Origin of the sequence: Paenibacillus sp. S28 (genome assembly GCF_016624415.1) — a bacterium.
Taxonomy (GTDB): domain Bacteria; phylum Bacillota; class Bacilli; order Paenibacillales; family Paenibacillaceae; genus Paenibacillus_AQ; species Paenibacillus_AQ favisporus.
Window position 1 is genome coordinate 1 of sequence record NZ_JACVTM010000009.1, and the last position, 24,090, is coordinate 24,090.

Annotated in this window: 19 protein-coding genes and 1 riboswitch; of the genes, 5 read left to right on the forward strand and 14 right to left on the reverse strand. The window is 57.2% G+C overall.

The window, feature by feature from the left end; translation table 11 throughout:
* A partial coding sequence (locus tag IAE55_RS20840) for a hypothetical protein (protein ID WP_200633806.1) occupies positions 1 to 5,204 on the reverse strand: 5,204 nt, incomplete at its 3' end.
* A 366-nt stretch (positions 5,205 to 5,570) separates the two neighbouring features.
* Between IAE55_RS20840 and IAE55_RS20845 the strand changes: the two genes are divergently transcribed.
* Entirely contained in the window at positions 5,571 to 6,674 is a 1,104-nt protein-coding gene (locus IAE55_RS20845) for a YheC/YheD family endospore coat-associated protein (RefSeq protein ID WP_260986967.1), read from the forward strand.
* 191 nt (positions 6,675 to 6,865) lie between these two features.
* On the opposite strand, the gene IAE55_RS20850 is transcribed toward IAE55_RS20845, so the two are convergent.
* Genes IAE55_RS20850 through IAE55_RS20860 form a run of 3 tightly spaced genes read right to left on the reverse strand, consistent with a single transcriptional unit; the run spans position 6,866 to position 9,889 of the window.
* Complete coding sequence (locus IAE55_RS20850; protein WP_145163207.1) at positions 6,866 to 7,678, reverse strand: energy-coupling factor transporter transmembrane component T family protein; 813 nt, start codon at positions 7,676 to 7,678, stop codon at positions 6,866 to 6,868.
* On the reverse strand, positions 7,675 to 9,285 hold the full coding sequence (locus IAE55_RS20855) for an ABC transporter ATP-binding protein (protein WP_234489748.1): 1,611 nt from the start codon (positions 9,283 to 9,285) through the stop codon (positions 7,675 to 7,677). Before IAE55_RS20855 ends, IAE55_RS20850 begins: the two co-directional genes overlap by 4 nt.
* Complete coding sequence (locus tag IAE55_RS20860) at positions 9,278 to 9,889, reverse strand: ECF transporter S component (protein ID WP_116234145.1); 612 nt, start codon at positions 9,887 to 9,889, stop codon at positions 9,278 to 9,280. The genes IAE55_RS20855 and IAE55_RS20860 overlap by 8 nt, the downstream gene beginning before the upstream one ends.
* Before the next feature lie 79 nt (positions 9,890 to 9,968).
* A riboswitch (TPP riboswitch) is annotated at positions 9,969 to 10,082 on the reverse strand.
* Between the two features lie 281 nt (positions 10,083 to 10,363).
* Here IAE55_RS20860 and asd point away from each other — a divergent pair.
* Positions 10,364 to 11,158 carry an archaetidylserine decarboxylase gene (asd, locus tag IAE55_RS20865; RefSeq protein WP_200633807.1) on the forward strand — a complete coding sequence of 265 codons (795 nt, stop codon included), beginning with the start codon at positions 10,364 to 10,366 and terminating at the stop codon, positions 11,156 to 11,158.
* Between the two features lie 18 nt (positions 11,159 to 11,176).
* Here asd and IAE55_RS20870 read toward each other — a convergent pair whose 3' ends face one another.
* The 5 genes from IAE55_RS20870 to pdxR form a co-directional block, all read right to left on the reverse strand.
* On the reverse strand, positions 11,177 to 12,034 hold the full coding sequence (locus IAE55_RS20870; RefSeq protein WP_200633808.1) for an SDR family oxidoreductase: 858 nt from the start codon (positions 12,032 to 12,034) through the stop codon (positions 11,177 to 11,179).
* Positions 12,035 to 12,058: 24 nt separating this feature from the next.
* The gene (locus tag IAE55_RS20875; protein WP_200633809.1) at positions 12,059 to 13,054 is read right to left on the reverse strand and encodes a phosphotransferase enzyme family protein; all 996 of its coding nucleotides are present in this window, start codon (positions 13,052 to 13,054) and stop codon (positions 12,059 to 12,061) included.
* A gap of 232 nt (positions 13,055 to 13,286) precedes the next feature.
* Positions 13,287 to 13,409 (reverse strand): hypothetical protein, encoded by a 123-nt coding sequence (locus tag IAE55_RS34130; RefSeq protein WP_260866982.1) that lies wholly within the window; start codon positions 13,407 to 13,409, stop codon positions 13,287 to 13,289.
* A 91-nt stretch (positions 13,410 to 13,500) separates the two neighbouring features.
* Complete coding sequence (locus IAE55_RS20880) at positions 13,501 to 14,286, reverse strand: AraC family transcriptional regulator (RefSeq protein WP_076174099.1); 786 nt, start codon at positions 14,284 to 14,286, stop codon at positions 13,501 to 13,503.
* Between the two features lie 197 nt (positions 14,287 to 14,483).
* Positions 14,484 to 15,947, reverse strand: coding sequence for a MocR-like pyridoxine biosynthesis transcription factor PdxR (pdxR, locus tag IAE55_RS20885; RefSeq protein ID WP_200633810.1), 1,464 nt, complete (start codon positions 15,945 to 15,947; stop codon positions 14,484 to 14,486).
* A 208-nt stretch (positions 15,948 to 16,155) separates the two neighbouring features.
* Here pdxR and IAE55_RS20890 point away from each other — a divergent pair, with 208 nt between their 5' ends.
* The 3 genes from IAE55_RS20890 to IAE55_RS33895 all read left to right on the forward strand — a co-directional run bounded on the left by IAE55_RS20890 (position 16,156) and on the right by IAE55_RS33895 (position 18,536).
* Positions 16,156 to 16,809, forward strand: a complete 654-nt coding sequence (locus IAE55_RS20890) for a pyridoxamine 5'-phosphate oxidase family protein (protein WP_200633811.1) — start codon at positions 16,156 to 16,158, stop codon at positions 16,807 to 16,809.
* Between the two features lie 165 nt (positions 16,810 to 16,974).
* A complete protein-coding gene (locus tag IAE55_RS20895) occupies positions 16,975 to 18,276 on the forward strand; it encodes an aminotransferase class I/II-fold pyridoxal phosphate-dependent enzyme (protein WP_145163222.1) in 1,302 nt (433 codons plus the stop codon).
* A 131-nt stretch (positions 18,277 to 18,407) separates the two neighbouring features.
* Complete coding sequence (locus IAE55_RS33895) at positions 18,408 to 18,536, forward strand: YjcZ family sporulation protein (protein WP_212971272.1); 129 nt, start codon at positions 18,408 to 18,410, stop codon at positions 18,534 to 18,536.
* A gap of 101 nt (positions 18,537 to 18,637) precedes the next feature.
* Here the strand turns inward: IAE55_RS33895 and IAE55_RS20900 are convergent, their stop codons facing one another.
* From IAE55_RS20900 to IAE55_RS20920, 5 genes are all read right to left on the reverse strand, one after another.
* Positions 18,638 to 19,858: an ABC transporter permease gene (locus IAE55_RS20900; RefSeq protein ID WP_145163224.1), complete on the reverse strand. Its 1,221-nt coding sequence runs from the start codon at positions 19,856 to 19,858 to the stop codon at positions 18,638 to 18,640.
* Between the two features lie 3 nt (positions 19,859 to 19,861).
* Complete coding sequence (locus IAE55_RS20905) at positions 19,862 to 20,608, reverse strand: ABC transporter ATP-binding protein (protein ID WP_076174092.1); 747 nt, start codon at positions 20,606 to 20,608, stop codon at positions 19,862 to 19,864.
* 91 nt (positions 20,609 to 20,699) lie between these two features.
* Positions 20,700 to 22,163: a DEAD/DEAH box helicase gene (locus tag IAE55_RS20910; RefSeq protein WP_200633812.1), complete on the reverse strand. Its 1,464-nt coding sequence runs from the start codon at positions 22,161 to 22,163 to the stop codon at positions 20,700 to 20,702.
* A 163-nt stretch (positions 22,164 to 22,326) separates the two neighbouring features.
* Positions 22,327 to 23,100: an SDR family NAD(P)-dependent oxidoreductase gene (locus IAE55_RS20915; RefSeq protein ID WP_200633813.1), complete on the reverse strand. Its 774-nt coding sequence runs from the start codon at positions 23,098 to 23,100 to the stop codon at positions 22,327 to 22,329.
* A gap of 194 nt (positions 23,101 to 23,294) precedes the next feature.
* Positions 23,295 to 23,753: a chemotaxis protein CheX gene (locus tag IAE55_RS20920; protein ID WP_105446086.1), complete on the reverse strand. Its 459-nt coding sequence runs from the start codon at positions 23,751 to 23,753 to the stop codon at positions 23,295 to 23,297.
* Positions 23,754 to 24,090: the final 337 nt, after the last annotated feature.

Genomic DNA, 24,090 nt, shown 5'->3' on the forward strand with positions numbered 1-24,090 from the left:
ATGAGGCCGGGCTGCAGGTGCCATTCCTGCACAATGCCGGACTGCAGATGGTGCGGCTGAATCGATTCCGGCTGGATATGGTTGCCGTCGACCGCATGAGGAGCAATCTTGTCACCCGTAACGGCCTCATCTTCCAACGATTGGGTCGTGACGGTATCCGGCGCAAGGTGATGCGGTTGGATGCTGCCTGGCTGCAGATGACCCGAGGTGACGGATCCGGACGCCAGGTGTTCTGCACCGACCCCTCCTTCTGCAAGATGTTCTCCCCGAATAAGGCCAGGTTGCAGATGGTACGAACGGATCGACTTGGGCTGGATATGGCTGCCATCCAGTGTATTAGAGGCAATCTTATCCCCAGTCACTGCATCATCTTCCAGTGAATCGGTCGTAACCGAATCCGGCGCAAGGTGATGCGGCTGGATGCTGCCCGACTGCAGATGATTCGAGGTGACGGAATCGGCCGCCAGATGATCCGGACCGATAGTACCTTCGGCAAGATGCTGGCCCTGGACGATACCCGGCTGCAGATGCCATTCCTGCACAATGCCGGACTGCAGATGGTGCGGCTGGATCGATTCCGGCTGAATATGGCTGCTGCCTACCGCGCGAGAAGCGATTTTATCTCCCGTGACGGTTTCATTCTTCAGAGCATCTGTCGTGACTGCATTCCGGTCCAGGTGATGCGGCTGGATGCTGCCCTGCTGCAGGTGATCCGAGGTGACGGATTCGGCTGCCAGATGTTCCGCGCCGACCGCTCCTTCTGCCAGATGTTCCCCATGAATGAGGCCGGGCTGCAGATGGGACGGCTGAACCGATTCCGGCTGAATATGGCTGCTGCCAACCGCGTTGGAAGCGATTTTATCCCCCGTCACTGCTTCGTCTTCGAGTGAATCCGTCATGATCGAATTCCGTGCCAGGTGGTGTGGCTGGATGCTGCCCTGCTGCAGGTGATCCGAGGTTACGGATTCAGCTGCCAGATGTTCCGCGCCGACCGCTCCCTCTGCAAGATGTTCTCCATGAATGAGGCCGGGCTGCAGATGGGACGGCTGAATCGATTCCGGCTGGACATGGCTGCTGCTAACCGAGCCTGGAGCGATTTTATTCCCCGTAACGGCTTCGTTCTTCAGAGAATCAGTCGTAACGGAACTCCGATCCAGGTGATGCGGCTGGATGCTGCTCCGCTGCAGATGATCCGAGGTGACCGATTCGGGGGCCAGTTGATCTGGACCGACGGCCCCTTCTGTAAGATGCTGGCCCTGAATGAGTCCTGGCTGCAGATGCCAATCCTGGATGCTCTCGGCCTGAAGGTGAAGCGGGAGGATCGATTCCGGCTGGATGTGGACACTTCCTATCGCACCCGTGGCCAATTTAGCCGAGCTTACGGATCCATCCTTCAGCGCATGCTCGTGAACAGCCCCAAAGGCCAGGTGCTCCGCCGTTACGGCCCCTGTCTGGATGTGATGGCTTCCGATCGACGTGTCCGCCAGCTTATCGGCTGTGACCGCACCGGGATGCAGCGCTTCGGTATGCACCGAACTTGTGGCCAGATGCTGTATACCGACACTGCCTGCCTGCAGCTGTTCCTCTCCAACCGATTCAGGGGCTAAATGCCTGAAGTCCACCGCACCCGGGGCAATGTGCTGCTTCTCCACGCTCTTTTCCTGAAGCTGAGCCGAGCCGATCGATTTCTCCTGGATATGGCCGGTTCCGATCGAATTCGGCGCGATCTTGTCACCGGTTACCGCTCCGCCCTGGAGGGCAACTTCGGATACCGCATCCGGGGCAAGATGGCCGGATTGTATGCTGCCGTTCGTCAGATGGGTCGCTGTGACGGATGCCGGCGCTAACTGCTTAGAGCCGACAGCTTCTTCACCCAGGTGGCCGTTGCGGATAATCCCCTCCTGAAGATGCTCGAAACCAATGGAGGCCGGTTTCAGATGGGCGCTGTCGACGGATGCCGGTGCCAGCTTGGAGGCGCCCACCGCACCATCCTGCAGTGCCTCCGAATATACGGCACCTTCGGCCAGATGCTGGGCCTTGATGCTGCCTGACTGAAGCTGCTCTTCTCCCACGGAATCCGGAGCAAGATGCCGGAAACCGACCGCCCCCGGAGCAAGATGCCGCTGCTGTACGCTTTTCTCATGGAGATGAATGGAGCGGACGGCATCCTGTTTGATATTGACGCTGCCGACCGATTCCGGTCCGAGCTTCGATGCGGTTATTGCGCCGTCCTTGATGGCTTCTGTGTTAACCGATAACTGACTCAAATGGCGTTCCTGGATCAATGCGGACTGCAGATGCCCTTCGCTGACCGAGCCTGGTGTGAGATGACGCTCGCCGACAATGCCTTCAGCCAAATGTCTTTCCTCGACAGTACGGTCTTGCAGGTGCTCACCGGAAACAGAACCGGCCTGGAGCTGATTCCCTCCGACTGAGTCTGCAGTGAGATGACGCTCACTGATGATATTATCAGCCAGATGCTTCTCTTCCACCGCTTGGTTCTGCAGGTGCACCCCGGAGACGGAACCGTCCTGAAGCTGATTTCCGCCGATCGAACCGAACGTAAGGTGACGCTCACTGATGATATTGTCAGACAGATGCTTCTCTTCCACCGCTTGGTTTTGCAGGTGTATTCCGGAGACAGAGTCGGCCTGAAGCTGGGTTCCTCCGACCGAACCGGCTGTAAGATGGCGCTCACTGATGATATTGTCAGCCAAATGCTTCTCTTCCACCGCTTGGTTTTGCAGGTGTATTCCGGAGACAGAGTCGGCCTGAAGCTGGGTTCCTCCGACCGAGCCGGCCGTGAGGTGGCGCTCACTGACGATACCTTCGGCCAGATGTTTCTCTTCTACTGAATGGTTTTGCAGGTGCGCTCCGTTGACGGAATCGGCCTGAAGCTGGGTTCCTCCGACCGAGCCGGCCGTGAGATGGCGCTCGCTGACGATGCCTTCAGCCAGATGCTTTTCTTCGACCGCTCCACTGTGCAAATGCACGCTGGAAACCGAGCCGGGCTGAAGCTGTACTCCGCCGACTGATTCTTCCGAGAGATGCCGCTGGGTTACCGCACCCACGTTGATCGAGCGGGAAGTGACGGCGTTGTCGGACAAATGCTCACTGCTTACGGACGCGGAGGCCAGCTTGGGGCTGCTCACACTCCCATCAGCCAGTTTGGCCGACGTCACCGCCAGATCCTGAATTTTGTCGGTCGCCACGCTTTCGGGCGAAAGCTTCAGGGAGGTGACCGCATGGTCCGCTAAGTGAGCCGGATAGATAATGCCGTGATTGAGATGACCGGATTGAACGCTTCCTGCCGAGAGCTTTTCTGCAGTTACCGCTTCATTCCTAATGATTGCGTTGTGTACGATTCCCGGTGTCAGATGATCTGCGTTCACCGAACCTTTGGCTATATGCTGGGTTGTGACGGCCTGATCCTGAATCGCGGACGCCCGCACGCTTTTGTCGGACAAATGCCGATCCTGAATCGAAGCCGGGCGGATATGCTCCGCGCTGATGCCGCCTTCGGCTATATTGCGTCCGCCGACCGCGCCGTCTGCCAGTATGCCGCTCGTCACGCTGCCGCCTGCGAGCTTTTCACCAATGACAGATTTGTTCTGCAGATGACGGGAAGCTACCGCTCCATCCGAGATATGCTGCTCGACAATGGCGCTGCGGGTAATGTGTCCCGTAGTGATCGACCCGTGTCTGACATGAGAGCCTTCCACGACGTTTGCCGCAATATGGCTGCCGTTAACAGCCCCCTGCTGAATGTGGGACGTCTGAATGGAATTCGGCGCAATCTGTGCTTTCTGGACGGCACCTTGTGCCAGATGCCGGGTCTGCACGGCTTCGTCTGCAATCTTCTGGGGCAGAATGCTTTGATCGGCAATTTTAGATGAGGTGACCGTCTGCTCGACAATATGCACCGTTCCGACCGACTGCTCCGCCAATTTGTTCGCCCCGACGCTGTGGTCGGCCAAGTGTGCTGCAGTGATCTCGCCGGGGGCGATATGCTTGCCGCGAATGGTCGCATCCGCCAAATGCGCAGACGTTACTGCAAAGGGTGCCAATATTGGTCCGGTCACGGCTCCATCCTGCAGATGTTGGGTGCCGACTGATTTTTTGGCGACATGCTCGCTTGACACGCTCCCCGTCGCGATTTGATTTCCGCCAACGGAGCCGTTCTGAAGAAGTTCCCCGGTCAGTGATCCTTCCCGTATATGAACGCTTTCGATGGAGCGCTCCTTCAGCTTGTCGCCCGTAATTTCGCCGGTCCGGATCTTCGAGCCGGTAACGGCGCCTTCGGCCAGTTTCGACGTGTCGATCACTTCATTGGTCAAATGCATGGACTGGATGCTGGCCCCAGCAATTTTGCTTGCCGTTACGGCTTGGTCTTGCAGCAGATCTGTGTTTACGACCAGACTGCTCAAATGGCGTGACGTGATGGAACCGTCGGCGATTTTGGTGGAATCGATCACCTGGTCGCCCAGCTTGGCGGATGTAATGCTTCCGTCGCGGATTTTTTCCCCGCTGATGGAGCGATCCCGAATTTTGCTGCCGCTGATCGCGCCGTCGGTCAGATGCTCCTCCAAAATGGACTCAGAGGCAATTTTGGAGGAGACCACGGAGCCGTCGGCTAAGTGAATATGAGAAACAGCATAATCGGCAATGGCCTCGCTGCCTACCGAGCCGGGCTGAAGTCTGGACGAGTCAATGGCCCGGAGCGCAATTTTGGACGTCGTGACCGAACCGTCGCTCAGATCATCCGTATAAATGATTGGCTCCGGGGAATTCGGCATCCTTTTTTCTTCAATGATCTCCTCCAGCTCCTCACGGTCCCGAACCGGCACCGTCTCCTCAGGTATAGCTTCTTCAATAACAGGCTCCTCGGGTACCGCTTCCTCGGATACCGCCTCCTCCTCGGTCTCTTCTATTGCCTCAGGCTTGCTCTCTGCAGTGTCCTCCATTTGGTGCTCTTGTATCGGTTCAACTGTGTCCAAAGTCGTTGTTTGCTGGACTTCTTCCTTTTCAAGGACTGCATCAGGGGCAATGGATCGGATTTCCGCATATGAATCAAGTTGGTTTGTCTTTGGCGCCGTTACTTTGCTTTTACGGATCAGTTCCAACTCCTGAATTTCAGGATTATCCACGAAATAGAGGTTCTTGTTCGGTTGTTTAACCGTCCGGCTTTTATTTTTCTTCTTCAAAAGACCTCGCTCCTTCCTGACCGGATGCATCTTGGGCATCATATGCGAACAAATAGGCCGTTGTCACTGATTTCCCGGTTTTTGTAACGATTTTGAACTAGCCAATCGGATGGATGCTTCCGGCAGAACAATCCGGGAGGACGGGATCACAAATATTCAGGGATAAAAGGTTGAAGTTCTGGGGATGATCGAGGGACATCCTGAGGTACATGAGTGTCACCTGCCCACCAATAACTACTCTGTGCATTCATCCTTCACCGTTTGAGAAAATAGGCGGCACGTTACGGACAAAGACCCTTGCTTATAGCAATCTATGGCATAGGATATATAAAAAGTGGGATGACGGAATGCCAGGGAGGGATGAACGTGTGGATTTCTGATGTTGGAATTCTGCTGAATGCAGCGGTGCACCGGGGAATTCCCGGCGGAAAGACGGGAGCGGAATCCCTCGTCAATTATGAAGAGGCGGCCCGGATGTTCGGCTTGAGGCCGTGCTATATGAAACTACAGGATATCGATATTGAACGCCATGAATGTTCGGCGTTTGTTCTGAGAGAGGGGAAATACGTTTACACCAGGCTTCCGCTACCAAGGGTCATTCATAACCGGGCCATCTACTTTGACGGACGGTCAAAAAATAGAATTCAACGTCTTATAGACGGCAGATATATGATATTCAACGCCAACAATCGGTACGGGAAAGATGAAATTCATCACTTGCTCGAAAGTAACCCGCTGCTTTCGCAGCATCTTCCCGATACGACGATCGCCGCCCCTTCCTCTGTCCAGGAAATGATGCGGCGATATCGTGATCTGATATTAAAGCCTTGCGTCGGCAGCGTCGGCAGAGGAATTATGCGCCTTCACGCCCACGGCCAGCATTGGTATCTTACTTATGCCCGAACCGGGCGATCCCTGGGATGGACGACGGTTCGCTTGAATAGACAACAACTTCCGGGCATCCTGCTGCGCCGGATCTCCCAGGCGCCCTTCCTTGTCCAGGAACGCATCGCACTGGCGGAATATAAACAACGGCCTTATGACCTTCGCGTCTCCATCCAGCGAGGCATCAGCGGCAGCTGGAGCCTGACGGGAATGTACGCCAAAGTCGCCGCATCCCGAATGTTCGTCTCCAATGTCGCTCAAGGCGGCAAGGCCTTCCCGGCCGAACGAATTCTGGCCGAAAGCCTGCCGGGGTTATCTGCGGACAGAATCTCGGATAGCGTACATCAGCTGGCCTTCGGCGTGGTCCGGCAGCTGGAGCAGCACTTGCCTTTTGCGGCGGACCTTGGCCTGGATATCGGCGTCACCAAGGGCGGCAAGCCGTATTTTATTGAATGCAACGGACGGGATCAACGTTACGGTTTCCGAAACGCTAATATGCCCCAGTATTGGAAAAAAACATATCGGGAGCCTATGGCCTATGCCCGGTACCTGGTAAACCGGCAGCACACCGGCATAGAACTTTGAGCCGGATCTCGGGTTAGTCTGCCATTCATTGCGCGCATCCTCCGAGAAATCCGATATAGCAGGTAGAAACGCAAAACGGGAAACCGGGAAAACAACGGATGCTGAACAAAAATATGCTTAAATGAAAGACCGAAAATGCATCATGCCGCTTTTTCGGTCTTTTCAGCATCGGCTAATAGCTATCATACGGCTCAACCTTGTCCATGGTACCTGACATCTTCGATGCCGAACCAGGGAACGGCAGCGGCCGCATAGTATGCAGCCGCAAGGGCGATGATGAACATGAGAACCGCCAGCCCGTCGTATCTGCTGAAAGCCGACGGATAATAGTACGTTCTGCGCCCCGACCCGCTGAACTGCTTCGCTTCCATCGCCACGGCAACGCGGTGCGCCCGGCGGATGCTCTGCGACAGCAGCGGCACCGCATACAGCCGGACATGCTCAAGGAGGCCACTCAGCCCCCGCCCTGTCCGCACGCCGCGGATCCGCAGCGCCTGCCTGCGGATGAGAAACTCCTCCCAAACGATGGACAGCAGCCGGATCGATGCCATGAAGCTGTATGCGAATTTGGGGGGAAGGCGAAAATTTTGCATCAGCGAATAGAACAGTTTGACGGACGGCGTGGTCATGACAAAGAGCAGCCCTTCTGCCGCAAAGGCAATCGCCCGGAATCCCAGGTGCAGCCCGCGGTAGAAGCTTTCCTCGGATACGCGGAACAGCCCCCACTGCCACCAGACGTGATCCCCTTTCCCGAATAGGATCATCGTCAGGGATGAAGAGACGAATACGAGGCTGAAGGAGAGAACGAGCAGCGCCACCTTCCATGCCGGATAACCGCTGAGCAGAAACAGGAGGGCGATGTAGACCGCTGCCTGATAGACGGCAAAATCAATGCTCCGCGTCTGAACCGTAACGATAAACAACACGATCAGCACGGCGAGCTTCAACGAGGGATTCGCCCGGTGAAGCCAGGTAAGACGGCTCGGACTCAAAAACCGGTTCATCCGCTCACCTCCTCCTGCGCATCCGAAGCTGCGCCTTCTCCCTCAAGCCTCCGCCTCCCGGGCTTTATCGCCGTCAGGCTTCCGCCTTGGATTTCCCATACCTGGGTAGCGGCCAGCTCAGCGATTTCTCGCTCATGCGTCACCATGATGATCGCCGTGCCGCTGCGGCGCAGCGCTTCGCAGTATTCCAGGATGGCAAAGGCGTTGCGGGCATCCTGCCCGAACGTCGGTTCATCCAGCAGCAGCACCGCCTGGCGGCGCACCGCCGCAGTGGCAACGCTCAGCCTGCGTTTCTGTCCGGTCGAGAGCTGATACGGGTGCCGGTTCTCCAAGCCGTGCAAATGAAACGTCTTAAGGCAGTCTTCGGCTCTACGCTCCACCTCAGCCCGTGACATGCCGCCCTGCATATGAAGGGAAAAGGCCGTCTCCTCCAGTACTGTCTGGGCCACAAACTGAAACTCCGGGTTCTGAAACACGAACCCGATCCGGTCCGAAGGGCAGGTCCGCTTCCTGCCCCTTCCCTGCAGCAGCCTGCCTTCCAGCACGTAGCTGCCGGCTGTCGGAAGAAGCTGCATTAGGCTCAGCAGCAAGGAGCTTTTCCCCGCTCCGTTAGGACCGACAACGGCGACAAAATCGCCGGCATATACCTCCGCCTCTTCCACCATGATCGCCGGCGCATCTCCGCGGAGACCGACAAACCCCCGCAAGGAGAGGACCGGCGCCGCCAAGTCCGCACCTTGCTGCGGGGATTGCACTAAGCCGCTGTTCCATGTATCCCCGTGACGGATATAATCCTCCCAAACGCCGGGATACCAAATGCCATTTTCCTGAAGGGCACTGCGGTACGCCGTGAAGATTTCGGCCGGCTTGCCGTCGGCCAGAATGCTTCCGTCCGGCGCGAACAGAACGATCCGGTCGACCCAATTCACGATTTCTTCGATCCGGTGCTCAACGATCAGCACGGTCCGTCCGGCCGATACGCCGCGAACAGCCTCCCAAATTTGCCTTCTCCCCTCGGGGTCCAGCAGCGCCGAGGGTTCATCCAGAAGGAGCACCTCCGGTTCCAGCAGAAGGACCGAAGCGAGCGCGAGCCGCTGCTTCATCCCCAGGGACAGCCGTTCAATCGGAGTGTGCAGCTCTTCAAGGTCCAGGCCGACCCGGCCGAGCGCCTCCCGCATCCGCGGCACCATATCCTCCCTGGCTACTTGGCGGTTCTCCAGCACAAACGCCAGCTCCTCATCGACATACGGCATGCAGAACTGGGTATCCGGGTCCTGAAATACATACCCGCACGAGCGGGGCTTCCGGATGTCCGCATATTTGAGCGGAACGTCAATGACCGCCGGAATCAACCCGCCGAGCACCTGCAGCAGCGTCGATTTCCCGCATCCGCTTGGGCCGAGCAGAAGCACTTTTTCCCCGGCCGGCACGGACAGGGAAACATCCTTGAACACGAACGCCTTCTCACCCGGAAACTTCAGGCGCAGGTCCGTTACCGAAACGGCAATTTGCCCGCTCCCTTGATCCGCCCTTTGATCCGCTACTTGACCCGTCTCATGCACCGCCGAATGCTGCATCGTCACGACACCCCGGTTAGTCTCAGTCATGATCGAGCGCTTCATAATCCTTGGCTGTCACCGGCCGGAGCAGCTGGGTTACTCCGGTTGCTTCCAGCGCTTTGGTCAGGGCATACGCCAGGTACCCTGCGAGTACCGCCGAGCTGATTAACCGCATCACGTACTTGAACACGATCATCCATGTCGTATAGTCCGTGACGTAGCCGTAGTACACATCCACCAGGAATGATCCCAATCCCGAAGCCATACCAGCCAGCGCCGCTACCCCCATGGAGAATTTGCGGTAGCGGAACAGGGCGAAGATCAGCTCCGCGGCAAGACCTTGCGCCACGCCGTAAATCGCCAGCTGAAGGCCCCATTCACTGCCGAACAGAATTTCTACGTGAGCCGCGGCAACCTCGGCCAGGAGGGCTACGCCGGGCTTGCGGATCAGCAGCGCGGCAAGCGTCGAAGCGAGGAACCACATGCCGTACATCAGCTCATCCGCTTGGAAAAACAGCGGCTTGAACAAGTCGTTCACCGAACCCCAAAAATGGTACACCACCCCGATCACGAGGGAGAGCAGAATCGTCACGAGCAGGTCGCTGAGCTTCAGCCCCTTCGGCCGATCCATCTGCATCGTACTGCTGTTCATTTGACAACATCCTTTCTTTTTCCAAAGTTGGGCAATAAAAAAACCCCCTGGATAAGCGAGGGAGATCGTCAAATAAGCCCATAAAAGGACTTGAATTCTCTACGCTGGCATTATCCAGATCAGATTCCCGGTCAGCAGCGGTTCATTAGCTGCACTCTCAGCCCGATTCGCTCGAGCTCCCGTATTCCCATATGTACACAGATGAACGCAAGGCGCGGCATCGCCGGCTCCTGGTCCCGAAGCCATCGCCGTCCAAAGCGATGAGATGCTTGGGTTCGATTCCGTGTAACAGGCACCTCGCCGCGATGAGTCGGCATCGGGCCCGTATTGATTCCAAAATACATGATCCTCGAAGGATTGGCAATACCATTTTTCTCCGGGGCGGTTTCCAGCATTTGTTGCATATTGATTTGATAGCCGTTCTATGTCAATATATTCAGAGTGCTACAGGCACGTATGGAAGGGAGATTAGGCATGACAAAGAAATTACTGCGGCTCATGACAGAGCTCTCCTCGCGAAAGTGGCTCTCTTCCATGATGGGACGCTTCTCGCACAGCCGGTTCAGCAGAGGGGTCATCCCTACTTTTATCAAAAGCTATCAGATCCCGGCGCATGAAGCGGAGAAAGAAATCTATGAATACCGCACGCTCAACGAATTTTTTTCCCGGCGGCTGAAGCCCGGCATGCGTCCCGTTCACGAAGGCGAGCACGTACTCACGAGCCCCGTCGACGCCATGATCACCGCAATGGGTGAAATCACCTCAGGCACGATTCTGAACGTGAAAGGGCAGGATTATTCGGTGGCGGAGCTGCTTAATTTCTCTCCCCACCTGGAGTTATATAAACATGGCTATGTCTTTGTGCTGTACCTCAGCCCTACCGACTACCACCGGATCCACTCTCCAATCACAGGCGTGAAGGTGGAGAGCGAGCATATCAAGGGACGATGCTACCCGGTCAATGATTTTGGCATGACCCAGATGAAATCCGTGCTGTGCCGCAACGAGAGGTTGATAACGTACATCAAGGGAGCCCTGGGAGAAGTCGCGGTCGTCAAAGTCGGCGCCATGAATGTCAGCAGCATCCGCTACGACGACGAAACCGCCAATTCTTGGCATAACGGCGATCCGCTCGCCTATTTTGAGTTCGGTTCAACCGTCGTGCTGCTGATCCAGGACGGCGCGTTCACCCCGCGGACAGACCTCCGGACCGGAGATCATGTCCGCATGGGCCAGCTGCTCGGTCAGCTGCACCCGCCTAAAGGCTGAACCGGAAGCGAATCCGGCTCAGCCTTTTTTGCTTAGGAGCGCGAGCATAATCCGCTGAAACCACCGGCCCGGAAGCAGCTGCTTAGCCTTCATCGTCCAGCGTGTGCCGGCAGGCAGCGCATAGCGGAATGCCGGCTTGTTCATACGCGCGATTCTCCCGATCAGCCGGGCCACATCGGCCGGATCGCCGCGCTGGCCGGCGTTGTCACGGGAAAAGGCCATCACCTGGCTCAGCATCCGCTCGTAGGGTGACCGCTCCGCGGCGCTCATCTGCGCAAATCCTTTGTCCCAAATGGCCGTTCCGTACGAACCCGGCTCCACTATCACGACATCGACGCCGAATGGCCGCATTTCCAGGGCAAGGCATTCGCTAAATCCCTCTACAGCAAACTTTGACGAGACGTAGGGGCCAAAGCCGGGAAATCCGACAGCCCCGCTGACGCTGCTGATCTGAATGATTGTTCCCTGATGGGCCTCCCTCATCGCGGGAAGAACGGCCTGGGTGACCGCAACCATCCCGAAGAAATTCGTTTCCAGCTGCGCCTTCCACACGTCCATCGGAATCTCCTCGATCATTCCTCCGTATGCGGTGCCTGCATTGTTCACAAGCACGTCAATGCGTCCGTGGGATTTCAGGATGCCCGATACCGCCTCAAGCACCTGTCCCCCGTCCGTCACATCTAGCCTAACCACGTGAATATGCTCTCTGACCCCCGCCGTCTGCGCAGCGTCCATCAGCTCCCCGCTCGCCTCCGGCCTTCGCATGCCGGCAAAAACCGTGTATCCGGAGGCAGCCAGCTCCACGCTGGCCAGCAGCCCGAAGCCGCTGGAACCACCTGTGACCAGCACGACCGGCCGCTCATCATGTCCTCCCAATTGCGCTCCACTCCCGTTCAGATGTTATTTCGCCGGAAACAAAAACGGCTCTTCCGCCAAGTAGCTGCGGATCGCGGACAGAATATACCCCTTCTGTTCCTTCAGCGACGGAATTTCCTGCGGATTGCCGGCGTGAAACGCCTGATTCTCCAGGACCGCCTGCAGGAAAAAGGTTTCCAGCATGGACACGCTCTCCTTCGGAAGAAGTCGCATGCTTTCGTACCCGTCCAGCAGCATGCTCCGCTGTGCCGGGTACAGGCCGATGAGCGCCTGCGCCAAGTCGTATGCATAATAACCGAACCCGCAGCGGCCAAAATCGATAGGGCAAGTTTCCCCGTCCTTGAATACAACGTTCCCTTCGTGGAGATCCGCATGGATCATACCGTACCGGGAAGGCCCCGGAGGCCATGCGGCGATCCGCCCTTTGATTAGGTCCGCAGCCCGTACATAAAGCGCCCATTCATCGGAACTCAGAAAGGCGCGGTGCCGCCGTTCCAGCCGCTGCATATCTTCAGTCAGGCTCGCAGCCCCCCATTCGGGTCTGACGAACCCTTCCGGCGGAACAAAGCTCTCTGCAGCCTGGTGGAGCCTGGCCATAAGCACGCCCATCCGGTACACCTGCCTGTCATCGAGGCCGCCCTCCGCCTGCTCCCCTTCGATCCAGCGCAGCAGCGTCACCGGCCAGCCCTGACTCCGGTCCGCCTCGCAAATCGCCACGGTATTCCCTTCCTGATCCGCTACGCCCTCCGGAACCGGCAGGCCTTGGGAAGAAAGCCAATTCAGCCACATCATTTCCGATCGGATGGCCGGTACGTCGGCCGACACCGGATGGATCCGCAGCAAAAATTTGCCGCCGGACCGCGCGCTCACCCGGTACGTAATATGGTCTGATATTTGAATAAATTCCGCTTGCTCCTCCCTAATGCCAAACTTCTCCAGGGCGGACATCAGCACCTGCTCTGCCTGAACCAGCAGGAGGCGCAGGCTGTCCTCCGAATTTGCTCCGAATGCTTCATTCATTTCGCTATCCTCCATCCTCTGCTTAACACCTTGCTCCCACAGCATACCATAAGCCGGCAGGCCGGGGGAGAGCGCAACCGCGAACCGCATTCTCCGTGTAACCGGTGCTACAGACCATTTCAAACTAATGATGCGCACAAAAAAGCAGCGGCGGGCTGGCATCCCGCGCTGCTCTTAGACATCATTTATATCATGTGTGATGAAGTTCATAAAAAAAGGTTAACGAGTGGGGTTAAAACCATACGTCGCTCATGATGCTGACCGGTCTGAACCGGCGCATCCGGTTACGGCAGTTCCCCCGCGCCGCCGCAGCTGCGGCATACCCGTCACGCCTGCGAATCCGCCGTCTGCTCATCCGACTCTTTCCTCCCTTCGTTTATTCGGTGCATTTGCAAGCTTGAAGCTTATTACCCGAAAGGGGAAGACCGCGAAACAGCAGGAAACAATTACCGGATTTCGGACGGATTCTTGCCCGTATACTGCTTGAATTGCCGGCTGAAGAAAAAAATGTCGCGGTATCCGAGCGCATCGGCCACCTCCGTGACGTTCATGCCGGCATGCAGGAGCAGATGCTGCGCCCGGTCGATCCGCGTCCGGATAATGTAGGATTGAACGGGTGAGCCGATCAGCTCCTTGAATTTGATCGAGAAATACCGCGGCGACAACCCGGCGCGGGCGGCCAGATCCTCGACCCGGTGCGGTAAGCCGGGATGCTGCTGAATGTAATTAGCGATCTCGTGGATCACTTCGGTCAGCTGGTTGCTGACCTTCTTCTCCTCCGGCTGCTGCCGGTCGTGCCGGAGCAGATGGATCATCAGCTGCTTCAGGATGAGCTGCCCCTCTTCCTGGGCCGCAAAGGTGTTCACAAGAAACAGCCTGACGTAACGGGCAAGCATGTATTCAAAGTCAACGGTTTCCGTCAGCTTCCGGTACGGCAGCGGAATATCCGTCACAGGCTCGGACACCCGAAAGTGGCTGTAAGTCAGAACAAGCGGCTTCTGCGGGTTGTGCGTGGCGCTCGTGTGGTCGCCGGGCCTGAACAGGAAGCAGCTCCCCTTGCCGACCTCATACGGTTCGTCATTCCGGATGACGGTCCCTTCCCCGCTCCATACATAAAATAAATCGTAATTTTCCAGCGCCTTCTCGCGCTTCTGCCATTTCCATCCAGGCTCGCACACAATTTTGGCGAGGGACGGCAATATTTCAAAAGATGACGGCGATGCGTGCAGCATGTCGTCATTCCCCCCTATATCATAGACTCATATCTTTCCTCCCTATGATACTATTTCGGCGCGGTTTTTGCACATCCGGCCCATATCCCCTGAGCTTCCGCCGGTTTTACCGCCCCTGTAGGCCTGTCCAAAATCGCGCCTTCTCCCAATGCTCACAGCACAGTAAATAACCGAAGCGGTTGCGATGCTTGCTTCGCCTACCCGTTCATACCATGCCGGATATCCTCCCATGCCGCGGCCAGCCGGTCAACCCCCTCCTCCAGCTGCCGCTCATCCCATCGGGCATAGCTGAAAAAGGCGGCCGGCGGTCCCGGCTGGATCCTGTAGCCGGACGCGTCCCTGAACGTTACGCCACGAGCCGCTGCTGCGGCTGTAAAGGCTGCAAAAGCTTCCGGCGGTTGCAGCCAATAAGCATACACATGCAGGCCGGAATCCCCAGGCATCAGCGAGAACAGATGCCCCGCCTTCTCCTGCATCCGGGTGCAGAAATGGCGGTGACGGGCACCATAGATCCGCGTAAGCCGGCGGAGATGCCGGCCATAATCGCCGCGGGCCATAAACCGGGCAAGCGCCCGCTGTTCAAGCAGCCCTGTCGTCAGCGGCTCGTACAGCGTTTTGGCCCGCAGCACCGCATCCACGAGCGATTGGGGGACGATGGCGTAACCCAGGCGCAGCCCGGCAAACATCGTCTTCGAGAAGGAGCCGATATAAATGACCCGCTCCCGCGTATCCAGCGTCTTCAGCGGCTCGATCGGCCTGCCGCCGAAGCGGAACTCGCTGTCGTAATCGTCTTCCAGGATGACCGCCTGATGCCGTTCCGCCCAGTCCAGCAGCTGCCGGCGCCGCTCCAGCGTCAGGACGGCGCCGGTCGGGTACTGGCGGCTCGGCGTCACCAGTACAAGGCGGGCGTTCCAATCGGACAGACGGATGCCGTGGACATCGACCTCAGCCGGAATCACCTCCGCTCCGCAGGCAGCTGCCGCCCGGATGATTCCCGAATAGCACGGATCTTCAAGCACGGCCGCCTCGCCTTCATTCAGCAGCAGCTGAAAAAGCAGGGTAATGCCCTGCATCGATCCGCTGAAGAGCACGATTTGCTCCGGATCGGTATGAATTCCCCGCGTGACGCGCAGGTGGGCGGCGAGCGCCTGCCGCAGGCCAAGGTCCCCGGCGGGATCAGCTCCGCGCTGCATATCCTCTCCGCCCCGGCCTCCTGCATAGGTCATGGCGCTGCGCCACTCCGCATAGGGAAACAGCTCCATGCTCATCCCGCCTCCCCCCAAGTCGATGCCGGCCGTACCCTTGCCGCCGCCGGATTTCGGGATTGGCGGGAGCTCAAGCAGCCGCTCTCCCCAGCGGGAAAGAGCAAGCGGAGCGGCTGCCAGATCCCCCCCTGCTGCCGGCGCAGGTCCCGCTTGAGCCACGAAGGTCCCCCGGCCCACTTCGCTGTGGACATAGCCTTCCGACACCAGCATATCGTAGCCTAAGGCGGCCGATCCTCTCGACAAGCCGTATTGATCCGCCAGCTCGCGGGTCGAAGGCAGCTTCGTTCCTCCAGGCAGCCTCCCATCCATGATGGCGTCCCTCAAAGCGTGATACAGCGCAAGGTACTTGTAGCGGTGTTTCTCAATATAAGTTTCCAGATGCAGGGATATCTCCATGCCGTCCTCCCTTCCATTGCTGTGGAAAAACCAGATTCAACAAACTATTTTTCCTCCCGTGACCGCTTATCGTCTCAACCGCCAGCAAAATGGACTATAAAAAATACTCTAAATTGGACCTTTTTCCTTGTCAATATTCCCGTTATGCTGTTGTCACCGCAGCGATAACCGCCGATCGGCAAGCGATGCATCAAGGAGGAGAAAACCAATGAGAAGAAATGAATTTGAAGTGACGCGTGAGGAAGAAATCGAGGCGTTTTTATCGGAGATGAGCTTCGGCTTCCTGGGAACCATCGGAGAAGACGGACATCCCCGGGTGACTCCGATTAACTATGTGTATCATCAAGGCATGTTCTACATGCATGGCAGCCGTTTCGGCGAAAAAATGGACCACCTCGCCGCCAATCCCGCGGTGAGCTTCAGCGTCGCGGAGGAATATGCGATCATTCCTTCCTACTTTACCGACCCTCTGATGGCCTGCCCCGCCACTTCGTATTTCAAGAGCGTGACCGCATCGGGACAGGTCGAAATCGTACAGGACCTGGAAGAGAAAGCAGCCGCCTTTACCCTGTTTATGAACAAGCTCCAGCCCGAGGGTGGATACGCCCCCATTGACGCGGCCAACCCCAAATACGCTTCCAGGCTGCGCGGGGTCGCCGTTCTGCGGATCGTTCCCGACCGAATCACTGCGAAGTTCAAGTTTGGGCAAAATTTGACGGAGGACAAAAGGGAACAGGTGCTGCAGGGTCTGGACGCGAGAGGCCGCGGCAAGGATCGGGAGACGATGGAGCTGATACGCAGCAGCGCTTGCCCTCATATGCAGCAAACCTTGGCCCCGGATCCCTATTCTGAAGAAGAGTAAAGCGGCATCGCTCAGGAAGCGCCTTAGAGAGCCTTTTTCACAGCACAACCATCCTTTTCCTTTTTCCGTGACGGCTCTCATCACAGGTGATATAATGTTAGGCAGTTAAAATGGCATATACCTTGCAAAAGCCTATCATTACACAGATTTGGAAGGATGGAAACCATGTTAAACCCACTCGCTGCACAGTTGAACGAAAGTTTGAAAGACGGCAACGCGCATGTGTACGAAATGTTGTCCAAGCTCGGCCAGGAAATCTATTTTCCGAAGGAAGGCATACTGAGCCAATCCGCGGAAGCGACAAGCCATGCCAAAAAATATAACGCAACGATCGGCATTGCGACCGAACAGGGCATCCCGATGCATCTGGCTGCTATCCAGGAGAAGCTGTCCGCGTTTGCGCCGAAGGACCTGTACCCATACGCACCACCCGCAGGCAAACCCGACTTGCGCGCTGCCTGGCTGGCAAAAATGATCGAAGAAAACCCGTCGCTCGCGGGCAAAACGGTTAGCAGCCCGATTGTGACGAACGCCCTGACCCACGGGCTTAGTATCGTGGCCGATCTGTTCGTGGACGAAGGGGACGCCGTGATTTATCCGGACAAAAACTGGGAGAACTACGAGCTGACCTTCGGCATCCGCCGCCATGGCGAACTGGTCAATTATCCGCTGTTCACCGGGGACATGACCTTCAACAGTGACGGACTTCGCGAAGCCCTGCTGGCCCAGAAGGACAAAGGCAAAGCCGTCGTGCTGCTCAACTTCCCGAACAATCCGACGGGATATACCCCGGGACCGGCGGAAGGCGAAGCCATCGTCGCTGCCATCAAGGAAGCTGCCGAAGCCGGCATCAATGTCGTGGCGGTTACGGACGACGCTTATTTCGGCCTTTTCTTTGAGGATTCCCTCAAAGAGTCGCTGTTCGGCAAATTGGCGGATATTCATCCGCGCGTGCTGGCCGTTAAAGTCGACGGCGCCACCAAGGAGGAGTTCGTCTGGGGATTCCGGGTCGGCTTCATCACCTACGCTTCCCAAGATACCAACGTGCTCGCCGCCCTCGAGCAAAAGACGCTGGGCATCATTCGCGCGACGATTTCCAGCGGCCCTCATCCTTCCCAGACTTTCGTGCTCGATGCGCTGAAATCGCCTGATTTCGCGGCTCAGAAGGAAGAGAAGTTCCACATCATGAAAGGCCGCGCCAACAAAGTGAAATCGCTGCTGAACAGCGGCAAATACGGCGACGTGTGGGAATATTATCCGTTTAACTCCGGATATTTCATGTGCCTGAAGCTGAAAGACGTGTCGGCCGAAGAGCTGCGCAGCCATTTGATCCACCAATACGGAGTCGGCACCATCGCCCTCGGCGAGCATGACCTGCGCATCGCGTTCTCCTGCATCGACGAGGAATATCTCGAAGACCTGTTCGATTTAGTCTATCAGGGCGTCCGGGATTTGCAGCGGAAATAGGCCCGGGGGTTACGCATCATCAACAACCTATTTTTTTGGAGAAGAACGGGTGATATGCCCAAGCACAGCCGCCCCCCTAGACATAGGATACGGTGTAACGAAAAACAAACCACTGTAAAGGGGAATGCACAATGAGCGAAGAAGTAAGAGGCGGATATGGATACGGATATGGACATTGCCACGGAATGTTTGGCAACACAGGCGCCATCCTGGTTCTCTTTATCCTCTTGGTCATCATCACTCGTTCTTTCTGGTTATAATCGAAAAAGCAATCCATTCAAGCAGACCGCTGATCAATCACGCGTTTCTGTTGGATGCACAAAAAGACCGGGAGCCTTATTCCCGGTCTTTTTTCGCTTGGCTATTCATCGTCATCGTCATCACTCTTGCCCTTCCGGGACTGAAAATAACGGAACAGCACGCTGATCACGACCCCGCCAAGCAGCGTCAGCAGCATCGGTCCGATTCGGCCGCTCCCCGCACCCAGCATGGGCAGCCAGATCAATACAGCTACAACCAGCTGAATTTGAAACGCCAGGTTAACGGCGTTCTGCTTGCGTGATGCAGGCGGCACCGGATAAATGTGCAGCCAGAAAGATTCCTGGTGGTAGCGCAGCAGCGAGGACAGCTGAACGCCGATCACGAATACGAAAAACAGGTAAATCCCGCTGCCGAGCAGCCCCTGCCGGGTCCACCAAACGAGGAGCGCTGCGAGGATGCCTGCCCGGATCACGATGCTGAATACATCACTGCGGACAAAGCTCTTCGTAATTAAATAGCGGTACGCTGCCTCTGGCTTCCAGGGAACCCGGTTCCCCGCCCAGGACATCCACCTGCGCGGATAGACGCGCTGCTGCCTGCCTGGAACGTTGACGAACCAGCCGAGGATCTGCATAACGCGGGCGCTGTGGGTTTTCTCCGCGGCAATCAACCGCTCCCAGGCCACCAAGTGCTTGGCCGGAATGCGCAGGGCGGCGATATAGGTCAGCGCCAGCAGCACGATAAACAGAAGGCTCCGCCACTCCGGCTGCCACAGCCAGGCGGCAACCGCAAGAATCAGCACGACGTAACGCAGCAGACGGTAACCTGCCGATGCCTGACGGGAAACCATCCGCAGCTCCTTCCAGCAGCCGTAGGAAGCCAGAATCTTCAAGGCAAACAGGAGGAGCAGGAACGGCCAGAAGGACCTGGGATCTGCATCACTGCGTACATACAGCGGCCAGGACAGGATGAAGACCAGGGCAAGGCCGATAAGTTTATAAACGACGCCACTGGTCCAGCCTGCCTTGAAATAGTCGTTCATCCTGGACTCCTGCGGCAGCAGAAACACCGTGTCCGCCGGCTGCAAGTACGTCCGGAAGCTGCTGTTTACCGTCAGCGGCACGAACAGGATCAGCATAATCCAGCGAATCGGCAGCCCGGCTGGAATATGCTGAACGAGCGACGTGTACCACGCTGCAAAAGCAATCAGCATAAACAGCAGCAGCACGGCCACACCGCTTTGGATCACGTAGCCGAGATAAGGGGTGACTTCCCCCCAGAAGCGGCCGCGCCGCTCCATCCGAAGTTTTTTCAAGTCCATCATTCAATCCCTGCCCTGCACGAGAGTATAGAACAGCTCCTCCAGCGGCAGTCCCGGTCTGCCGGCCTGCGCGGCGATGTCCTCCAGCGTCCCCTGCGCGATCACGCGTCCCTGGTGGAGAACGATAAAGCGGTCACAGTAATTTTCGATCGTCGATAAAATATGGGAACTCAGCAGGATCGACGACCCGCCTTCTTTGAGCTCGACCATAAAATCAAGAAGGGAGCGGATGCCGAGCGGATCCAGGCCAAGGAACGGCTCGTCGATAATGTACAGGGAAGGCCGGGCCACGAACGCGCACATAATCATGACCTTCTGCCGCATCCCCTTAGATAAGTGCGTGGACAAGCTGTCCATCTTGTCCTGCATCCGGAAGATGCGTGACAACCGGTCCGCCCGCTCTTCGTAGTCCTGGCGGTCCACGCCGTACGCTCTTGCGGTAAACTCCAAATGCTCCCTGACGGTCATCTCGTCATAGAGCAGCGGAGATTCCGGAACGAAGGCAAGCGCCCCGTGGTAGGTCCCGGCGTCTTCCTCCCGCTTCTTGCCCTTCACGCGGATGTCACCCTTTTGCGGATGCATTAATCCGAGAATATGCTTCATTGTCGTGCTTTTGCCGGCCCCGTTCAATCCGATCAGGCCGACCATCTCGCCGGACCCGACCTGAAACGAAATATCGTGCAGCACCGGGCGGTTCAGGCTGTAACCACCGATGAGGCCTTGAATATCCAGCACAGCCGTATCACTCATCAACTCTTCACCTCATTCAATTCCCGGGCGGAACAGCCAGGGGCGCGTCCGCACGGGAGAATCCATCCGTACTTGCCTCCCCGCTCGCCGATTAAGGCCGGGGAGGTTTATTTTTCAACCATTTCGGGGCGCCCTTGTTCTTGCGGATGCGCTCCCGTTCGCTTTGGCTCTGGCGGGCCGCCGGTTTGCCGCCCTTGAAAGGCTCACCGCCCTGCCGGGTCGTTTCCCGGCCGTCGCGGCGTCCTCCGCCTTCCCGCGGTTCGCCCGGGCTGGATGAGCCGCGGATGCTCCCCTTGGCCGGCTTCGAGTCTCCTTGCCGGCTGCCGCGCACTTCCGCCATGCCTGCTTGGCTCCCGGATGGCCGAACCTGGCGCTGATGGGGCTGGCCTGACGGCTCCCCCTTCCGGGCCGCAAACTGCTCCGGCGACAGCACTTTGCCGGCGTACAGCACGCGCGGCTCGAGAGAGATGCCGAGCTCTCCTGCAAACTTCCGCATAATAAAGGTCTGGCGGTCCGTCACAATCGAGATGACGCGCCCGCTGCGCCCCATCCGGCCCGTCCGTCCGGCACGGTGCACATAGTGCTCGGCGTCAGGCGCCGGGTCGAAGTTGATGACGAGCTCGAGCCCTTCGATATCAAGCCCGCGTGCCGCCACATCGCTTGCCACGAGCACTTTGAACCTGCCGTGGCGGAAGCCGCCCAGTACCCGGCTGCGCGCCAGTTTGTCCGCGTCTCCGTACAATCCCTCTGCCGCGATGCCCAAATGGGTCAGCTTCGCCTCCACCTCGGCGATCGATTCGGTCTGATTGACGAAGACGATCGCCCGCTGCGGGTTGTACTGGCGGATAAGGCGCCGCAGCATTTCGACCCGGTCGCGTTCCTCGGCGACCACATACAAATGCTCCAGTCCCGGCGCGGTCGTCTGGTCCGGGTCGATGCCGATTTCGACCGGGCTGCGCATTTCCCGTTTGACCAGCGCCGCCGTGCTCTCGCTGACCGTGGCCGACAGGAATACCAACTGCCGGTCACGCAGTGCGCTGCTCAATATCCGGTCGACGTCGCCGGCGCCGCCGAGCTGAAATACCTGGTCGACCTCGTCCACCACGATGGTCGAGACGTGATGCATCTTCAGCTTGCGCATCTCGATCAGCTCGCGGACTCTGCCGGGAGTTCCGACCACAAGCTGTGGATGCAGCCGCAGCTTCTCCACCTGGCGCTTGACCGCGGCCCCGCCGATCAGCCCAAGCACGCCGATCTCGCGGGCTTCCCCGTATTTTTCGCCTTCGCGTACAATCTGCATCGCCAGCTCCTGCGTCGGCGCAAGAATAAGCTTCTGGGTCGCCTTCAGCTCCGGATCGATGGTCTGCAGTACGGGCAGAAGGTAGGCCAGCGTTTTGCCGGTTCCCGTCTGCGAGCGGGCGAGCACATCCGCTCCGCGCAGCACCGCAGGAATGGCCTGCGCCTGGACCGGCGAAGGCTCCGTTATGCCGTACTCGGCCAGCTTGTCTATCCATACTCGGTCAATACCTGTTGCTTCAAAAGAAGTCGGGTTCATGAAATCGTTCATCCTTTATGTTTTAAGTCATTCTTTATCATTATATGCCAAAAGCGCCATCCCACCAAATGCAAGTATCGGACTCACCGCAAAATTCTGCGGGCGTAAAAAATAAGCCGGCCCCATATGGGAGCTGGCTTATTTATAGAGATCAGGAGGCGTATCACTTCCGGTTCATGATCCGGTAGGTCAGCCGGTCCGCCAGTCTAGGAAACATCTGATACAGGCGCATGGCGACCGCCGCTTTCCCCGGCAGGTTCATTTCTTCCTTCCCGGTATGCATCACCTTGACGATTTTGCGGGCTACATGTTCCGGCGTCATCATCAGCCATTTCACGTTGCTGACATATCCACCCGACGGGTCTGCAATGTCAAAAAACGGCGTATCGATCGGACCTGGATTGATCGTCGATACCCGAATGCCCGATTCCCGCAGCTCCTGCCGGAGAGCGTTGCTGAAGCCGAGAACGGCATGCTTCGTAGCTGTGTACGCCGTGGATTTGGCCGTTCCGATTTTCCCCGCCACCGACGCCACATTGATGATTTGTCCCGCTTTGCGCTGAAGCATTGACGGCAGCACCGCCTTGGTGCACCGGACCGTGCCCATATAGTTGACGTCCATCATTTGTCCGAACTCCCGGGCAGGCATGTCCGTAATCGTCTCAAACTTGCCGTAGCCCGCATTGTTCAGCAAAATGTCAATATGTCCGTACTTATGTATAATGTCTTGCATCGTGGTGCTCACCTGGTCCTCCCGGGTCACGTCCATGGCCCGCAGTTCGAAGGATCCCGTCATGCCCTCAGCTGCTTCCTGCAGGCGCTGCTCCGACCTGGCGGTCAGCACCGTCACCGCGCCTTCCGCTGCGGCCAGCTTCGCCGTCAAGGCCCCGATCCCGCTCGACGCCCCGGTGATCACGACGACTTTGTCCTTTAACATGGCTTCTCGTCCTCCTATAGGAAAACAAGCCGGAACACCCCGAATCAGCGCAGCAACGCCGTCCGGAGCTTGTTCCCGCCCTTTCCCACTTCTGTAGGATAACGTCGTCCGCATGCTCACAGCGGACCAGCATCATGCCCAGGGATCAGCAAACGTATCGCTTGTGCTTCCTGCCGTTATTCCTTGCTGATATTTTAAGATATCATGACCTGAATATCCAGTTCGCCGATTCCGTCCATGAGCAGCGGAATGCTGAGCGCCTTTTGCGGAAGGAACGACACGATATGCTCGCTCTTCATCACTCTCGGAGGCGTAATGTCAACTGTGACCCCTTGGTTGGACAAAATCGTGCTGGCATTGCCGCTGATCATATTACCAAGTTCGGAGATGGCGCTCTGGCCCATTTCGTCCATTTCCGTCAGAATGTAACCGCCCATCATCACGGACACCATCCGCAGCGCTACATGCTCTTGAATTCCGAACACGATATTGCCGGTAAGCTGTCCTGTCATCCCGATTTGAATCCAGATGTGATCCTCGATGATCTCCATATTCTTCACCCCGAGGCTGCCTGTAGAAGGGGTAACCTGAATCACTTGTTCAATGACGGTCCGGGCGGACTCCAGAAAAGGATTAATGACTTCAGCCTTCATATGTAATTACTGCCCCTTTCACAACGGGTTGGGACATGTCCCAAAAGTCCCATTACCATTGGAATAATTATACTTTAAACCCTGGAATAAATCACGAAAAATTCATGAAACGTCTTCAATCCAGGGTATAAATACCCTTATATATCCACCGGCTTTCCTATTTAAGAAAGAAAACCGGGATGATTCCCTTTATCTATATCGGTACTTCCGGAGCAATTTTGAAGACCGTGGCGAATTTTGTAGATTGCTTTTTCCAAAAATAAACGAATCACCGGCTGCATCAGCCCGCGTTGCCCTGACTTCTGGAATCCCATATAATGAAAGGATACACTTGTTC